Origin of the sequence: Comamonas sp. A7-5, from assembly GCF_039581385.1 — a bacterium.
Taxonomy (GTDB): Bacteria; Pseudomonadota; Gammaproteobacteria; order Burkholderiales; family Burkholderiaceae_C; genus Comamonas; species Comamonas thiooxydans.
This window is the reverse complement of the sequence record NZ_JBCPWO010000002.1, coordinates 355,344-371,337: the sequence shown is the minus strand read 5'-3', so window position 1 is coordinate 371,337 and position 15,994 is coordinate 355,344. Positions and strand designations below refer to the sequence as shown.

At 62.4% G+C, this 15,994-nt stretch carries 11 protein-coding genes; 6 read left to right on the top strand and 5 right to left on the bottom strand.

Going from position 1 to position 15,994, the window contains the following annotated elements:
• Positions 1 to 103: 103 nt before the first annotated feature.
• On the bottom strand, positions 104 to 4,021 hold the full coding sequence (locus AAIL67_RS04625; protein WP_034357568.1) for an FAD/FMN-binding oxidoreductase: 3,918 nt from the start codon (positions 4,019 to 4,021) through the stop codon (positions 104 to 106).
• Between the two features lie 504 nt (positions 4,022 to 4,525).
• Between AAIL67_RS04625 and ugpB the strand changes: the two genes are divergently transcribed.
• The 5 genes from ugpB to ugpQ all read left to right on the top strand — a co-directional run bounded on the left by ugpB (position 4,526) and on the right by ugpQ (position 9,726).
• Positions 4,526 to 5,839 carry a sn-glycerol-3-phosphate ABC transporter substrate-binding protein UgpB gene (gene ugpB, locus AAIL67_RS04620; RefSeq protein WP_034357566.1) on the top strand — a complete coding sequence of 438 codons (1,314 nt, stop codon included), beginning with the start codon at positions 4,526 to 4,528 and terminating at the stop codon, positions 5,837 to 5,839.
• A gap of 122 nt (positions 5,840 to 5,961) precedes the next feature.
• Positions 5,962 to 6,843 (top strand): sn-glycerol-3-phosphate ABC transporter permease UgpA, encoded by an 882-nt coding sequence (gene ugpA / locus AAIL67_RS04615; RefSeq protein ID WP_034357563.1) that lies wholly within the window; start codon positions 5,962 to 5,964, stop codon positions 6,841 to 6,843.
• Positions 6,844 to 6,845: 2 nt separating this feature from the next.
• The gene (gene ugpE / locus AAIL67_RS04610) at positions 6,846 to 7,694 is read left to right on the top strand and encodes a sn-glycerol-3-phosphate ABC transporter permease UgpE (RefSeq protein WP_034357561.1); all 849 of its coding nucleotides are present in this window, start codon (positions 6,846 to 6,848) and stop codon (positions 7,692 to 7,694) included.
• A 65-nt stretch (positions 7,695 to 7,759) separates the two neighbouring features.
• On the top strand, positions 7,760 to 8,767 hold the full coding sequence (locus AAIL67_RS04605) for a sn-glycerol-3-phosphate import ATP-binding protein UgpC (protein ID WP_063661785.1): 1,008 nt from the start codon (positions 7,760 to 7,762) through the stop codon (positions 8,765 to 8,767).
• A 182-nt stretch (positions 8,768 to 8,949) separates the two neighbouring features.
• Positions 8,950 to 9,726: a glycerophosphodiester phosphodiesterase gene (gene ugpQ / locus AAIL67_RS04600; RefSeq protein WP_343483477.1), complete on the top strand. Its 777-nt coding sequence runs from the start codon at positions 8,950 to 8,952 to the stop codon at positions 9,724 to 9,726.
• A 274-nt stretch (positions 9,727 to 10,000) separates the two neighbouring features.
• Here ugpQ and AAIL67_RS04595 read toward each other — a convergent pair whose 3' ends face one another.
• From AAIL67_RS04595 to AAIL67_RS04580, 4 genes are all read right to left on the bottom strand, one after another.
• Positions 10,001 to 10,984: a tripartite tricarboxylate transporter substrate binding protein gene (locus tag AAIL67_RS04595; RefSeq protein WP_231905804.1), complete on the bottom strand. Its 984-nt coding sequence runs from the start codon at positions 10,982 to 10,984 to the stop codon at positions 10,001 to 10,003.
• A gap of 183 nt (positions 10,985 to 11,167) precedes the next feature.
• Positions 11,168 to 12,796, bottom strand: coding sequence for an SEL1-like repeat protein (locus tag AAIL67_RS04590; RefSeq protein WP_059439822.1), 1,629 nt, complete (start codon positions 12,794 to 12,796; stop codon positions 11,168 to 11,170).
• 189 nt (positions 12,797 to 12,985) lie between these two features.
• Positions 12,986 to 13,879, bottom strand: coding sequence for an N-formylglutamate amidohydrolase (locus AAIL67_RS04585; RefSeq protein ID WP_343483476.1), 894 nt, complete (start codon positions 13,877 to 13,879; stop codon positions 12,986 to 12,988).
• 11 nt (positions 13,880 to 13,890) lie between these two features.
• Positions 13,891 to 14,880 (bottom strand): tripartite tricarboxylate transporter substrate binding protein BugE, encoded by a 990-nt coding sequence (locus tag AAIL67_RS04580; RefSeq protein ID WP_034389215.1) that lies wholly within the window; start codon positions 14,878 to 14,880, stop codon positions 13,891 to 13,893.
• Positions 14,881 to 15,038: 158 nt separating this feature from the next.
• Between AAIL67_RS04580 and AAIL67_RS04575 the strand changes: the two genes are divergently transcribed.
• A complete protein-coding gene (locus AAIL67_RS04575) occupies positions 15,039 to 15,944 on the top strand; it encodes a LysR substrate-binding domain-containing protein (protein WP_343483475.1) in 906 nt (301 codons plus the stop codon).
• The last annotated feature ends 50 nt before the right edge of the window (positions 15,945 to 15,994 follow it).

The following is a 15,994-nucleotide window of genomic DNA, read 5'->3' as shown; positions in this document are numbered from 1 at the left end:
TCTTACCCACATCACTGCGATGCGACCCCAGCGCAGGCCAGAGACACCGAGGCAGGTCCGCCCCGGCCTCCCTTGGGGAAGGCGCGGAGCGACTCAGGGGGCATCACACCAGCACACGCTCGATACCGCCCTGGTTGGCGCGATTGACATACTCGGCCATCCAGTTCTCGCCCAGAATATCGCGCGCCATCTCGACCACGATGTAGTCTGCTTCGAGCAGACCGTTGTTCAGATCGTTGCCGTAGCGGCTCAGGCCCTGCAGGCAGCTGGGGCAGCTGGTCAGGATCTTGACGTTGTCCTGGGCACCCAACTGACCGTTGTCGCGCAATGCGGCCTCGCCCTTGCGGATCTCCTCGGTCTTGCGGAAACGGATCTGCGTGGAGATATCGGGACGCGTCACCCCCAGCGTGCCGGATTCGCCGCAGCAGCGCTCGCTCTTGAGCACGTTGTCACCCATCAAGGCCTTGACGGTCTTCATCGGGTCCTGCTGCTTCATGGGCGTATGGCAGGGGTCGTGGTACAGGTAAGCACCCTTGTTCTGCAGCGTGATGCCCTTTTCGAGCAGATATTCGTGGATGTCGATGATGCGGCAGCCGGGGAAGATCTTGTCGAACTGGTAGCCCTGCAACTGGTCATAGCAGGTACCGCAGCTCACCACCACGGTCTTGATGTCCAGATAGTTGAGCGTGGTCGCCACACGGTGGAAGAGCACACGGTTGTCCGTGATCATCTTCTCGGCCTTGTCGAACTGGCCCGAACCGCGCTGGGGATAGCCGCAGCACAGATAACCGGGCGGCAGCACGGTCTGCACGCCGGCATGCCAGAGCATGGCCTGCGTGGCCAGACCCACCTGACTGAACAGGCGCTCCGAGCCGCAGCCGGGGAAGTAGAACACCGCCTCGGTGTCCGACTTGGTGGCCTGCGGGTCGCGGATGATGGGCACGTAATCCTTGTCTTCGATATCCAGCAAGGCGCGCGCCGTCTTGGTGGGCAGACCACCGGGCAGCTTCTTGTTGATGAAGTGAATCACCTGCTCCTTGATGGGAGCCGTGCCCACGGATGCGGGCGGATGTGCGGTCTGCTTCTTGGCGACAGCCCCCAGCACGTCGGCCGCCAGGCGCTGGGCCTTGAAGCCCACACCCACCATGGCCGTGCGCATGAACTTGATGGTGTCGGGGTTGGTGGCATTGAGCATGGCCATGGCCAGCTTGTTGCCGGGACGGAAGCTCTTCTTGTCCATCTTGCGCAGCAGATTGCGCATATTCATGGTCACGTCGCCGAAGTCGATCTTGACCGGGCAGGGATTGAAGCACTTGTGGCAGACCGTGCAGTGGTCGGCCACGTCTTCGAATTCCTGCCAGTGCTTGATGGACACGCCACGGCGTGTCTGCTCTTCGTAGAGGAAGGCCTCCACCAGCAGCGAAGTAGCCAGGATCTTGTTGCGCGGCGAGTACAGCAGATTGGCGCGCGGCACATGGGTGGCGCACACGGGCTTGCACTTGCCGCAGCGCAGGCAGTCCTTGACGGAGTTGGCGATGGCGCCGATGTCCGACTGCTGCATGATGATGGATTCATAACCCATCAGGCCGAAGCTGGGCGTGTAGGCATTGGTCAGATCGGCAAACATCAGCGACTCGCGCGGCGAGCGACCGTCATGACTCTGGTGCGCCAGGGCGTCCCACTCTTCGTTGCGGATCAGCTTGCCCTTGTTGAAGCGGCCTTCGGGGTCCACACGCTTCTTGTAATCGGCAAACGGTGCCAGCTCTGCATCCGAGAGGAATTCCAGCTTGGTGATGCCGATGCCGTGCTCACCCGAGATCACGCCGTCCAGACTGCGCGCCAGCTCCATGATGCGGGCCACGGCTTCGTGCGCGGTCTGCAGCATTTCATAGTCGTCGGAGTTGACGGGGATGTTGGTGTGCACATTGCCGTCGCCGGCGTGCATGTGCAACGCCACCCAGACGCGCCCCTTGAGCACGGTCTGGTGAATCTCGTTGACGGACTCGCGCAGCGGCTGGAAGGCAGCGCCCGCAAAAATCTTGGACAGCGGCTCCTTGAGCTGAGTCTTCCAGCTCGCACGCAGGCGGTGATCCTGCAGCTCGGGGAACAGCGTGGCCACGCCGTCCAGCCAGCCCTGCCAGAGCTCGCGCACCTCGGCCACCAGCGCCAGGGCCTGCTGCACGCGGTCTTCCAGCAGTTCGGCACTGGGAATGTCGCCAGCATCGTCGCTCTTGCCCAGGGGCAGGTCGGAGTGCTTGAAGAAACCGCTCAGCTCGTCGCAGAGCTTGAGCTTGTTGCGCAGCGACAGCTCGATATTGATGCGCTCGATGCCATCGGTGTACTCGGCCATGCGCGGCAGAGGAATCACCACGTCTTCGTTGATCTTGAAGGCGTTGGTGTGGCGCGAGATCGCTGCCGTGCGCTTGCGGTCCAGCCAGAACTTCTTGCGCGCCTCGGCGCTGACGGCGGTAAAGCCCTCGCCGTTGCGTGAATTGGCGATGCGCACCACCTCGGCAGCCACGCGGGCCACTTCGTCGGCATCGTCGCCGGCGATATCGCCCAGCAGCACCATCTTGGGCAGACGGCCGTTGCCCTTCTTGCTCTTGGTCGCGTAGCCCACGGCCTTGAGGTAGCGGTCGTCCAGGTGTTCAAGGCCGGCCAGCAGCACGCCCGAGCGCTTTTGCTCGGCGAACATATAGTCCTTGATCTCGACGATGGAGGGCACGGCATCCTTGGCATTGCCGAAGAATTCCATGCAAACGGTACGCGTATGCGCCGGCATGCGGTGCACCACCCAGCGCGCGCTGGTGATCAGGCCGTCCGTGCCTTCCTTCTGGATGCCGGGCAGACCCGAGAGGAATTTGTCGGTCACGTCCTTGCCCAGGCCTTCCTTGCGGAAGGTGTGACCGGGGATGTCCAGGCGCTCGGTGCGCACATGGGTCTTGCCGTCCGCCTCGAAGTACTTCAGTTCGAAACAGGCCATCTCGGCATCATGGATCTTGCCGAGGTTGTGATCCAGGCGTGTGACCTCCAGCCATTGCGCATCGGGCGTGACCATGCGCCAGGACACCAGATTGTCCAGGGCAGTACCCCAGAGCACGGCCTTTTTGCCGCCCGCGTTCATGGCGATATTGCCGCCTATGCAGGAGGCCTCGATGGAGGTCGGGTCCACGGCGAACACAAAGCCGCCGCGCTCGGCCGCATCGGCCACACGCTGAGTCACCACACCGGCTTCGGAGTAGATGGTGGGCACTTCGTGATCCACGCCGGGAATCATGCGCATCTCGACTTCGGTCAGCGCTTCCAGCTTCTCGGTGTTGATGACCACCGAGCGCCAGGTCAAAGGTATGGCACCACCCGTGTATCCAGTACCGCCTCCGCGCGGAATGATGGTCAGACCGAGCTCGATGCAGCCCTTGACCAGACCGGCCATCTCGGCTTCGGTATCGGGCGTCAGCACGACAAACGGGTATTCGACGCGCCAGTCGGTCGCATCGGTCACATGGGCCACGCGCGACAGACCGTCGAACTTGATGTTGTCCTTGGCGGTATAGCGGCGCAGCGTCTTCTGCGCGCGGCGGCGCAGCTGCTCGGCCTCGACAAAAGTGGCGTTGAATTCATGCACGGCGCGGTGGGCCGCTTCCACCAGCTGACCCACCAGCTGATCGCGCAGCGCATCCTCGTTGGGCTCGCGGCGCTTGTCGATCTCGGCCAGGCGATGCTCCAGCGCCTCGACCAGCGACTTGCGGCGGTCAGGGTTGTGGATCAGGTCGTCCTGAAGATAGGGATTGCGCTGCACAACCCAGATATCCCCCAGCACTTCGTAGAGCATGCGGGCGGATCGGCCGGTACGGCGTTCCTGACGCAGCTGATTGAGCACATCCCACATGGATGAGCCCAACAGACGAATCACAATCTCACGGTCAGAGAACGATGTGTAGTTATAGGGAATCTCGCGCAGTCGTGCGGGTTCGGCAGCCTGAGCCTGGAGGGCGGCAGCCAACGCAATCGGTACATTCATGGGGGTAGACCGTGTCGGGCGCCCTCTGTGTGGCGCCCCTAAGCCAGTGGGATGACGATTTTAAGCGACGGAGGCTCAGCCATGCTTTGCTATGGGTTCTGAGTGGCCAGCCCTGCTATCGCCAAAGCAGCAAGCCCCCATCGGCATTTCGCAGGCGATCCGCTGCATGACGATGCACAAAGGCGCTGCGAACCCGTTCACCGCTGCACGCAGCCAAAGGGTAGATGAATCTTTCATAGGCTATTTAGACAAAAATCATACATTTCCGAATCAAAAACAACTCAATACGAAAGACTACCAACAACAAACGAAATGCCATTGACCTAGAATGGCGCAGCTTCGCGCACCATCAGATGTCACCGGATCGTCATACAAAGGCTTGTGACTGCGGGTTCTGCCCATGGTGCGGCGCGTTGCCCATGCAAACAATGACATCCATATGTCATACGGATGACTTAGTGTGCATCACCGCATATTTCGTCAACGATCGTTAGAGGAGCCTTCATGCAATTCAAGCAACTGGCCATGGCCGCCGCCGTCGCCGCTACTACTTTCTCGGCACAAGCCGTCACCGAAATCCAATGGTGGCACTCGATGACTGCCGTGAATAACGAGTGGGTCAATGACCTGGCCAAGCAGTTCAACGAAAGTCAGAAGGATTACAAGGTCGTGCCCACGTTCAAGGGCGTGTACGACGAATCCATGACGGCCGCGATTGCAGCCTTCCGCTCGGGCAACGCCCCTCACATCCTGCAGGTGTTTGAAGTGGGTACCGCCACCATGATGGCTTCCAAGGGTGCGACGGTGCCCGTGGGCAAGGTGATGCAGGACGCCGGCGTCGCTTTCGACCCCAAGACCTACATCCCCGCCGTGGCCGGTTACTACACGGCCCCCAACGGCCAGATGCTGAGCTTCCCCTTCAACAGCTCGACAACCATCTTCTACTACAACAAGGACGCCTTCAAGAAGGCAGGCCTGAACCCCGACGTCGCCCCCAAGACCTGGCCCGAAGTCTTTGCTGCCGCCAAGAAGCTCAAGGAAAGCGGCCACAGCTGCCCCATGACTCTGGCATGGCAAGGCTGGACCCAGCTGGAGTCCTTCTCCACCTGGCACAACGTGGAATTCGCCACCGAGCACAACGGTCTGAGCGCCAACGGCTACAAGGCGCGCATGAAGATCAACTCGCCTCTGCACGTCAAGCACATCGACAACCTGGCCGCAGCAGCCAAGGCTGGCGAGTTTGTCTACAAGGGTCGCGCCTCCACTTCCCAGGCTTCGTTCACCGCCGGTGAATGCGCCATGATCCAGACTTCGTCCGGCTTCTACGGCGATGTGGCCAAGAACGCCAAGTTCAACTACGCCCTGGCTCCCTTGCCCTACTATCCCGATGTCAAGGGCGCTCCCCAGAACACCGTGATCGGCGGCGCTTCGCTGTGGGTCATGGCTGGCAAGAAGGCCGAAGAGTACAAGGGCGTGGCCAAGTTCTTCGAGTTCCTGTCGCAAACCAAGGTACAGGCCGCTTCGCACCAGCGCACCGGCTACCTGCCCGTGACCATGGCGGCCTATGACCTGACCGAAAAGTCCGGTTTCTACGCCAAGCACCCCGGCACCGACACCGCCGTGACGCAGATGATCCGCAAGGTGACCGACAACTCGCGCGGCATCCGTCTGGGCAACTACGTGCAGATCCGTACCATCGAGGACGAAGAACTCGAACAGGTGTGGGCTGGCAAGAAGACCGGCAAGCAGGCGCTGGACTCCATCGTGAGCCGTGGCAACGAACTGCTGGCTCGCTTCGAGCGCTCCTACAAACAGTAAACCCTCCAGGCACCCGCAAGGGTGCCGCCAAGGCCTGCGGGGCCTTCAAACAAGGCTCTGCACCCCCAAATACCCCGTTGACTGCACCCAGGCTCCGGCGGTTTTTTTATTTGTAACTCCTCATGGAAAAACGCGTTCTTTTCCGATCCAAGTGGCTTCCCTGGGTGCTGATCACCCCCCAGCTACTGATCATCGGCATCTTCTTCTTCTGGCCCGCCGGTCAGGCTGTGCTCCAGTCATTCCAGATGGAAGACGCGTTCGGCATGAGTACCGAATGGGTTGGCCTGGACAACTTCCGCCAGTTGTTCGCCGACCCCACCTATCTGAATTCCTTCAAGCGCACAGCACTGTTCTCGGTGCTGGTGGCCGGCGTCGGCATTGCCGTTTCGCTGGCTCTGGCCATCTTTGCGGATCGCATCATCCGCTTTGCCATGGTCTACAAGACCTTGCTGATCATCCCCTACGCAGTGGCTCCCGTGATCGCGGGCGTGCTGTGGGTCTTCATGTTCTCGCCCTCCATCGGTGTGGTGACCCATTACATGGGCAAGCTGGGCTATGAATGGAACCATCTGATGAACGAAAACCAGGCCATGGCCCTGATCGTCATCACCTCGGTGTGGAAACAGATTTCCTACAACTTCCTGTTCTTCCTCGCCGGGCTGCAGTCCATTCCCAAGGCACTGATCGAAGCCGCGTCCATCGACGGTGCCGGCCCATGGCGCCGCTTCTGGAACATCCAGCTGCCGCTGCTCTCTCCCACCACCTTCTTCCTGCTGGTGATCAACGTCGTCTACGCCTTCTTCGACACCTTCGGCATCATTGATGCAGCCACGCAGGGCGGCCCCGGCCAGTCCACATCGATTCTGGTCTACAAGGTCTACCAGGACGGCTTCAAGGCGCTGGACCTGGGCGGCTCCGCAGCCCAGTCCGTGATCCTGATGCTGATTGTTGTCGTGCTGACTGTGATCCAGTTCCGCTATGTTGAAAAGAAAGTGCAGTACTGATCATGGTCGATCGTAATCCCTGGCTTGCCTTCATCTCCCACGCCGTGCTGCTGCTGGGCGTGGCCATCGTGGCCTTTCCGCTGTATCTGGCGCTGGTCGCATCCACCCATACGGCGGACGCCATCGTGCAGTCCCCCATGCCGCTGCTGCCCGGCTCGCATATGTGGGAAAACTACCGCGACGCCCTGCTCGGTTCGGGCAAGCTCGGCTCCAACACCAATGTCGTGCAGATGATGTGGGTGAGCTTTGTCGTGGCCATGGTCATCACCGTGGGCAAGATCGCCATCTCGCTGCTGTCGGCCTTTGCCATCGTCTACTTCCGCTTCCCGTTCAAGATGGTCTGCTTCTGGGCGATTTTCCTGACGCTGATGCTGCCCGTGGAAGTGCGTATCCTGCCCACCTACAAGGTCGTGGCCGAGCTGGGCATGCTCAACAGCTACGCCGGCCTGACCCTGCCCCTGATTGCTTCGGCAACCGCCACCTTCCTGTTCCGTCAGTTCTTCCTGACCGTGCCGGACGAGCTGGTGGAGGCCGCCCGCATCGACGGCGCCGGCGCCATGCGCTTTTTCAAGGACATCCTGGTGCCCTTGTCCAAGACCTCGATTGCCGCGCTGTTCGTGATCCAGTTCATCTACGGCTGGAACCAGTACCTGTGGCCACTGCTGATGACCACCTCGGAAGACATGTACCCCGTGGTGATCGGCATCAAGCGCATGCTGGCCGGTGGTGAAGCCGCCGTGGACTGGAACATTGTGATGGCGACCGCCATTCTGGCCATGCTGCCCCCGACAGCCGTGGTGATGCTGATGCAAAAGTGGTTTGTCAAAGGCCTGGTGGATACCGAGAAATAAAGCTCGCCCCCACTGCCTCCGCCACCTTCTTTTGACCCATTGAACGAATACCTGGAATACCTCTCATGGCATCCATCTCCCTGAAGAACATCGTCAAGCGCTACGGCACCGGCAAGTCCGCCGTACCCGTCATCCACGGCATCAACGTCGAAATCAACGACGGCGAATTCATCGTGCTGGTCGGCCCCTCGGGCTGCGGCAAGTCCACCCTGCTGCGCATGATCGCCGGCCTCGAAGAAATCACCGACGGCGACCTGCTGATCGGCAGCAACAAGGTCAACGACCTGGAGCCCGCCAAGCGCAATATCGCCATGGTGTTCCAGAACTACGCGCTCTACCCCCACATGAGCAACTACGAGAACATGGCCTACGGTCTGAAGCTCGCCAAGGTGCCCGAGGACGAGATCAAGCGCCGCGTGGACAAGGCTGCCAAGATTCTGGAGCTGAGCCATCTGCTGGACCGCAAGCCGCGCCAGCTCTCCGGCGGCCAGCGCCAGCGCGTGGCCATGGGCCGCGCCATCGTGCGCCAGCCCCAGGTCTTTCTGTTCGACGAACCCCTGTCCAATCTGGACGCCAAGCTGCGCGGCCAGACCCGCCTGGAAATCCAGAAGCTGCACGCCGAGCTGGGCATCACCAGCCTGTTCGTGACCCACGACCAGGTCGAGGCCATGACCCTGGCCCAGCGCATGGTGGTGATGAACGGCGGCAATGTGGAGCAGTTCGGCACGCCCGAAGAGGTCTATCACACGCCCGCCTCCACCTTTGTGGCTGGCTTCATCGGCTCTCCTCCCATGAACCTGCTCAAGCACTCGCCCAACGGCAAGCCCGGCATGATCCTGGGCATCCGACCCGAGCATATCGACCTGGTGGAAGCCGGCGGCGTGGAGTTCAAGGTCCAGACCGTGGAACTGCTGGGCGCCGAACGCCTGCTCTATGGCAAGGTGGGCGACGAAGACGTCACCGTGCGCGTGGAAGAAGGCAAGCCCTATCCCAAGCCCGGTGAAACGGCCCGCATCTCGGCGCGCGAAGACCGCCTGCACTGGTTCAACGCCGAAACCGGCAAACGGGCCTAAATCGAAACACCCCCTGAGCGGCTTCGCCGCTTCCCCCTCTCTGGCGCGAGCGCCGGAGGGGGACGACACCCTCGGTGCGGGGCGGCCCTTCCTCGGTGTCTCCTGTTTGAATGCTGCCTGCTCCAGGCGCAGCGCCAAACTCGCAGAAAAGTGTTGAGCCGCAAACCTTTGTTGGATTGATCATGACTACTGCTTTGAAACCCTGGCCCTACCCTCGTTGGGTGGCCCACCGCGGCGCCGGCAAGCTGGCACCGGAGAACACCATGAGCGCCTTCCGTCTGGGCGCGCAGCATGGCTACCGCTTTTTTGAATGCGATGCCAAGCTCAGCCAGGACGGCGTGCTGTTTCTGATGCATGACGCCACGCTGGAGCGCACCACCAACGGCCACGGCATTGGCGGCGAACTGAGCATGGGCGAGATCGCCCAGCTCGACGCTGGCAGCTGGCACTCGCGCGCCTATGCGGGCGAGGCCCTGCCCACGCTGGAAGCCCTGGCACGCTGGTGCCTGGCCAACCATCTGCACCTGAATGTGGAAATCAAGCCGACCCCGGGCCAGGAACTGGAAACCGGCCGTGCCTGCGGCGAGCTGATGCAGCGCATCTGGCCGCAAACCGAGGTACAGCCGCTGTTCACCTCGTTCAAGTCCGAGTCGCTCAAGGGTGCCCGCGAGACCGCAGCCCATATTCCGCGCGGCCTGCTGGTGGACAAGCTGGCCGACGGCAACGGCGACGCCGACCTGAAGCTGGCTCTGGAGCTGGACTGCAGCGCCATGGTGCTCAACCATGCGCTGTGGACGCCCGAGCTGGTGGCCAAGGTGCATGGCGCAGGCCTCTACTGCAGCAGCTACACCGTCAACGATCAATGGGCCGCACAGCGCCTGATAGACCTGGGCACGGACGGCATCATCACCGATCGTGTGGACATGTTCAGCCCCGCACAGACAGGCGCTCAGCTGTAAATCAGTAGCTGCTTACGTAGATCCATCTTGAATTTCAGTATCAATCAATGCTGAATTTCTCTCTAATCAAGCGTAAGCAGCTTCGATATCCATAGCAAAACAAAAGCCCGGCCACCCAAAGTGACCGGGCTTTTTTGCGCTCAAAGGCATCAAAAACTGGCGTGCCCCAGCAAAGGGACAGCGAGGAAGGGCCGCCCCGCACCGAGGCTGTCGTCCCCCTTACCTAGCGCAAAGCGCGTAGAGAAAGGGGGAAGGCGCGCAGCGCCTCAGGGGGTTAATCCAGCTTCGTGCCCGAGGCCTTGACGGCTGCCGCCCAGCGCGGCGTCTCGCCGGCCAGGAACTTGCCGAAGGCTTCAGAGCCCAGGAAGGCCGGGTCGGCGCCCTGCTCCACCATGCGGCTCTTCACATCGGGCAGGTTCATCACCTGCTGGAAGGCATTGCTGAGCTTGGCCGTCACCTCCTTGGGCAGGCCGGCAGGAGCTAGAAAGCCATAGAAGCCCACTACCTCGAAGCCCTTGAGGCCGGACTCTATGGCGGTCGGCACCTCGGGCAGCGCGGGATTGCGTTCCTTGCTGGTCACGGCCAGGGCGCGCACCTTGCCCTGCTTGTGATAAGCGGCCGCCTGGGGAATGCTCTCGGCCATGAACTGCACCTGGCCACCAATCAGATCGGTGAACGCAGGCGCGCTGCCCTTGTAGGGAATGTGCACCAGGTCCACGCCTGCAGCGCTCTTGAACATCTCGGGCACCAGATGGCTGATGCCGCCGTTGCCGGCCGAGCCGAAGTTGATCTTGCCGGGGTTGGCCTTGGCATAGGTCGTGAACTCGGTCAGCGTCTTGGCCGGCACCTTGTTGTTGACCAGCAGCGCCAGCGGCTGCATGGCGGTGCGGGCAATCGGCGTGAAATCCTTGAGCGTGTTGTAGGGCAGCTTGCTGTAGAGCGCAGGGTTGATGACCATCACGCCGGTATTGGCCAGCATCAGCGTGTAGCCGTCGGCGGGCGAGCGCATCACGTCCTGCGCCCCCACCGAGCCGCCCGCTCCGGGCTTGTAATCCACCACCAGCGGCTGACCGAGCACGCCCTGCAGCTTGTCGGTCAGCAAACGGGCATGCTGGTCCAGCGGGCCGCCGGCGGGAAAGCCCAGCACGATGCGAATCGGCTTGGTGGGGAAGGCGTCCTGAGCCTGTGCGCCCGCGGACAAAAGCAGGCCTGCGCCAGCCATCAGGCCGGCCAGTATGTTCATTGAAGTCTTCTTCATTGTTGTCTCCTTGGTTTTAGAAATCATCGGCCGCACAAAGCGCTGTCCGGGCAGCCTGATCTGATAGCCAGCCTGCGCTGGATAGCAGCATTCGAGCCATGATTTGAGCCATGGCGGGAGCCGGCCGGCATAAAAAAGCGCTTCTCGATGGAAGCGCTTGGGTGCCTGAGTGCCAAGCGGCAATCAGCGCTTGGGCTGCCAGGCCAGCGCCTTGTTCTGCTGCTCGGCCACCTGGGCAATGCTGAGCTTGTTGGCCGCTTCGTCGCGGCGCTTGGCGGCATCGCCGCCCAGCTCCATGGCCGCCAGGTTGTACCAGAAGTAGGCCCTGGCATTGTCACGCGCCACACCCTGGCCCTGTGCATAGACCATGCCCAGGTTGTACTGGGCAGCGGCATCGCCCTGCTCGGCCGCACGCTGATACCACTGCACGGCCTTGCCGTAGTCGCGCGCAGCGCCCTGGCCTTCGGCGTACATCACGCCCAGGCGGTTCTGCGCACCGGAATGGCCTTGCTCGGCTGCCGCGGCATACCACTTCATCGCCTGAGCAGGGCTGGCTGCACTGCCCTGACCATCGGCATACAGACGCGCCAGGTTGAACTGGGCCGAGGCATCGCCCTTGTCGGCTGCGCGGCGGAACCACTGCATGGCCGTCGCATAGTTCTGCGGCACACCACGGCCTTCGGCGTACAAGGTGCCCACGTTGTTGATGGCGGCGGCATGGCCTTGCTCGGCTGCCTTCTGATACCACTGCAGGGCCGTGCCGTAGTTCTGGGGCGTGCCCAGACCTTCGGCATAGATGGTGCCCAGGTTGTACTGTGCATCGGCATGATTCTGGTCGGCCGCGCGCTGGAACCATTGCGCCGCATAGGCAGGGCTTTGCTCCACCCCCAGACCGTAGAGATAGAGACGACCCAGATGGTTCTGGCCGTCGGCATTCCACTGCTCGGCACTCTTCTGGAACCAGGACGCCGCCAGCTTGTAGTCGCGCGGAACACCCACGCCATCCATATACATGCGGCCCAGGCTGTTCTGGGCCCTGGCATCGCCCTGCTCGGCAGCGCGCTGCAGCCACTGAGCGGCCTGCACGGGGTCCAGCTTCACGCCCACGCCGTCGGACAGCATGGAGCCCAGCTGGTTCTGCGCTTCCGCATGGCCTTGATCGGCGGCTTTCTTGAACCAGTCTGCAGCCGTCATGTAGTTCACGGCCACGCCATTGCCCTTGAGGTAGCGCTGGCCCAGCTCGAACTGGGCCGTCACATGGCCTTGCGCAGCGGATTTTTCCAGCCACTGGGCAGCGGTGCTGAAGCTCTGGGGCACGCCCAGACCTTCCTGATAGAGGTGGGACAGGTTGTACTGGGCCACGGCATTGTTCTGCTGCGCCGCGCGGCCATACCACTGGGCAGCCTCGCGATAGTTCTGCGGCAGGCCCTGGCCGTTGGCATACAGCGCCCCCAGGCTGTTCTGGGCACCCGCATGCCCCTGGGCTGCGGCCTTGCGGAACCATTGCGCGGCCGTGGCGGCATTCTGTGGCACGCCCTGTCCATGCACATACATTTCGCCCAGCTGGTTCTGCGCCTTGGCATCGCCGCGCTCGGCAGCCTGCAGCGGACCGGCAGTGGAGGCCACGCGTGTGCCAGCAATCGGCAGCGGGCCGTATTGCAGGCGGCTGAATTCAAACTGGGGGCCCGATGTGGCGGCTCTGGAATCGCGCAAAAAATTCATGCGACCTTCCGCACCGGTTTGCGCGGATGCGCTCTGGGCAAAGGCCGCCAGACTCGACATGACCAGCGCTGCGATGGGAGTGAACTTCATTCCGGTACGATTCCTAGACGCTTGTTGTTACATCAGACATACGATGACACCAACCTGCGAGCGTAACTGATTCTGATAGCAGCTTCGATAAGGAATCCCTCAATCGCGGCATCCTAGCCACAGTTTTTTGACATTTGACCGTGACATGAAAAAGCCCGGCAAAGCCGGGCCTGGAGCGATGGACTGGTTTCAGCCTCTGGTCATCTGCTGGCGCACATAGTCCGCCAGCACCTGCATGAGCTCGGCAAAATACCTGCGCAGCGGCTCGAAGCCGGCATTCGGTTCGCGCGTGTCCTCATCCATATAGACGGGGCGACGGATCTCGATCTGCATCGAGTGGCGATTGAGCTGCGGCTGGCCTATGCGCCCGATCAGCTCCACACCCTTGTAGGGCTCGTTGTAGGCCACGCTGTAGCCGAAGCCCTTGAGCGTATCGCCCACCAGATGGATGAACTCGGGCGCGCAGGTCGTGCCGTCGCGGTCGCCCAGTACGAAGTCGGCCAGCGGCGGCGCATCGCGGCGTCCCAGTCGCTGGTACACATCGTTGGGCATGGAGTGCAGATTCAGGTGCCACACGGCCCCGAAGCGCGCCACGCTGTCGTCGATGGCCTGCGCCAGCGCCGCGTGATAGGGGCGCCAGTAGCGCTCGATACGGTGCTGCACTTCGGCCACAGTGCGCTTGCGCTCATACAAGGAAGTGGCCACGCCGGCCTTGCTGATGCGCTGCCAGATCAGGCCCAGCCCCTGCTGTGTCTTGATGCTGGGCGACAGCGGCACCGGCCACTCGCCCTCGATCTGCGCAGGGTCCAGGTCGGACTCGTTGCGATTGGGATCGACATAGGTACGCGGAAAAGTCGCTTCCAGCAATGTGGCGCCGAACTCGGGCCAGCGGTCCCAGAGCGCGGCCACATGCGTGTCCTCGCCGCGACGCAGCAGACTCATGGGCACGACGGTGCCGAAGTCCTCGGGGTAGGCCGTGCCGCTGTGCGGCGAGTCGCAGACTATGGGCAGAACCTCTCCCCGGGCCGGGTGCACCAGCACCGGCTCGGCCGGTCTGGCTTGCAGAAAATCAGGCACAGACATTCAAACCTTCATCAGTCCAGCTTGATATTGGCGCGCTTGGCCACGGCCGTATAGCGCTCGATCGCGGTCTTGATCTGCTTGGCAAACTGCTCGGGCGTGTTGCCCATGGACTCGCCGGAGATGGACTTCTGCTTTTCCAGATAGTCGGGCGAAGCCATGACCTTGTGCGCCGCAGCGTTGAGCTTGTCGATGATCGCTTTGGGTGTGCCCGCAGGCGCCACCAGGCCGAACCAGCCGCCGTCACCCATCTGGGGATAGCCCAGCTCGGTATAGGTGGGCACATCGGGCAGCACATCGCTGCGCTTGAGCGCCAGCACGGCCAGAGGACGCAGCTGGCCGGCCTTGATATGCGGCAGGGTCGAAGGCAGGTTGTCCGTCATGGCATTGACCTGCCCGCCCAGCGCATCGGTAATGGCCTGGCCCGCACCCTTGTAGGGAATGTGCAGCAACTGGATACCAGCCAGATTCATGAAGTTCTCGATATTGGCATGACCCAGGGAACCCGTGCCCGGCGATGCAAAGGTGTACTTGTCGGGGTTGGCCTTGGCCAGTGCAATGAATTCCTTCATGGTCTTGGCAGGCACGCTGGCGTTCACCACGAACACGCTGGGCACGCTCATCACATTGGTGATGGGAGCAAAGTCCTTGATCGCGTCATAAGGCAGCTTGCGGAAGATGGCCGGATTGGAGCCATGGGTGGACACCGTGGCCATGCCGATGGTGTAGCCGTCGGGTGCCGCCTTGGCGATTTCAGTCGCCCCGATGGAGCCGCCCGCGCCGCCCTTGTTGTCCACCACCACGGACTTGCCTAACACCGTGCTCATTTTCTCTGCCAGCAGACGCGCCACCATGTCGGTGGACCCGCCGGCGCCAAAGGGCACAACCAGGCGGATGGGGCGATTGGGGTAGTCAGCTGCGGCATTGGCAGCGAACGCGGGGGACAGCGCGGCTGCAGCTGCGCAGGCGGCAATGGACGACAGAACGGTACGACGAATGGCCATGCGGCTTCTCCTTGGATCTCTTGAAAGACTGGTTATGGGCCGGTTCAGAGCGTTTCACCGGACGCTCCGACCTTTGTTTCATTCTGTGCCCCAGGCCGCATGGCGAAAAGCGACAAGACGGCACGCAAGTATTACCAACCGTCATAATCCAAACCGTCATGCGCATGCACTCTCCCTCCCTCTCCGAACTTCACGCCTTTGCCGCGGCCGCCCGCCTGGGCAGTTACTCGCTCGCCGCGCAGGAGCTGTATGTGACGCAGGGCGGCATCAGCCGGGCCATTGCCAGGCTTGAGGAACATCTGGGCTTTGCCCTGTTCGAGCGCCTGGGCAGACGCAACGCGCTTACCGCGGCAGGACAGGACTATCTGCAGGCGATAGAGCCTGCCGTGATGGCGATAGAGGCCGCATCGGCCGCCGCCCGCAGGCGCCGCCACGGGCCGCAGCTGCGCCTGTCGGTCGTTCCCACGCTGTTCAGCCACTGGCTGATTCCGCGCCTGCCCGACTTCAACCGCCGTCATCCGCTAATCATGCTTTCCTTCGCGCCCTACCGGCGCGACGATCCGCTCAATGCGCCTGAGATCGATGCCTGGATTCGCGTCGGCAGCCAGCAATGGCCGGCGGGCGTGGAGGCCGAGTATGTGATCGGCCGCGACCTCATCCCCATCTGCCACCCGCGCGAGCTGCAAGGGCCGAACCCCATCCGCAGCGAGCAGGATTTGCTGAGCCGCCCTCTGCTATTCCACACCAACTACCCGGGCAACTGGGCCAGCTGGATGCAGGCCCGGGGCCTGAGCCAGCCCTGCCCCGCCCCGGTCGCGGACTTTGAGACCGTGGCCCTGCTGGTGCAGGCCGTGGCCGCGGGTATGGGTGTGGCCATGGTACAGCGCTGCCTGGTGGAGGAGGATCTGGCCTCGGGCCGCGTGGCTCTGGCGCTGGATGCGCCGGTGCATATCGAACGCGGCTACTTTCTGTGCCAGCAAGGCAACCGCCCCCCCACGGAGACCTTGAAGCAGTTTCGCCGCTGGATACTGGAGCAGGCCGGGCCCAGGGCCGTCAGCGACTGAGGCCTGGCCAGACACTGGCGCGAATACAACAGGCACTCTTGAGTCAGATC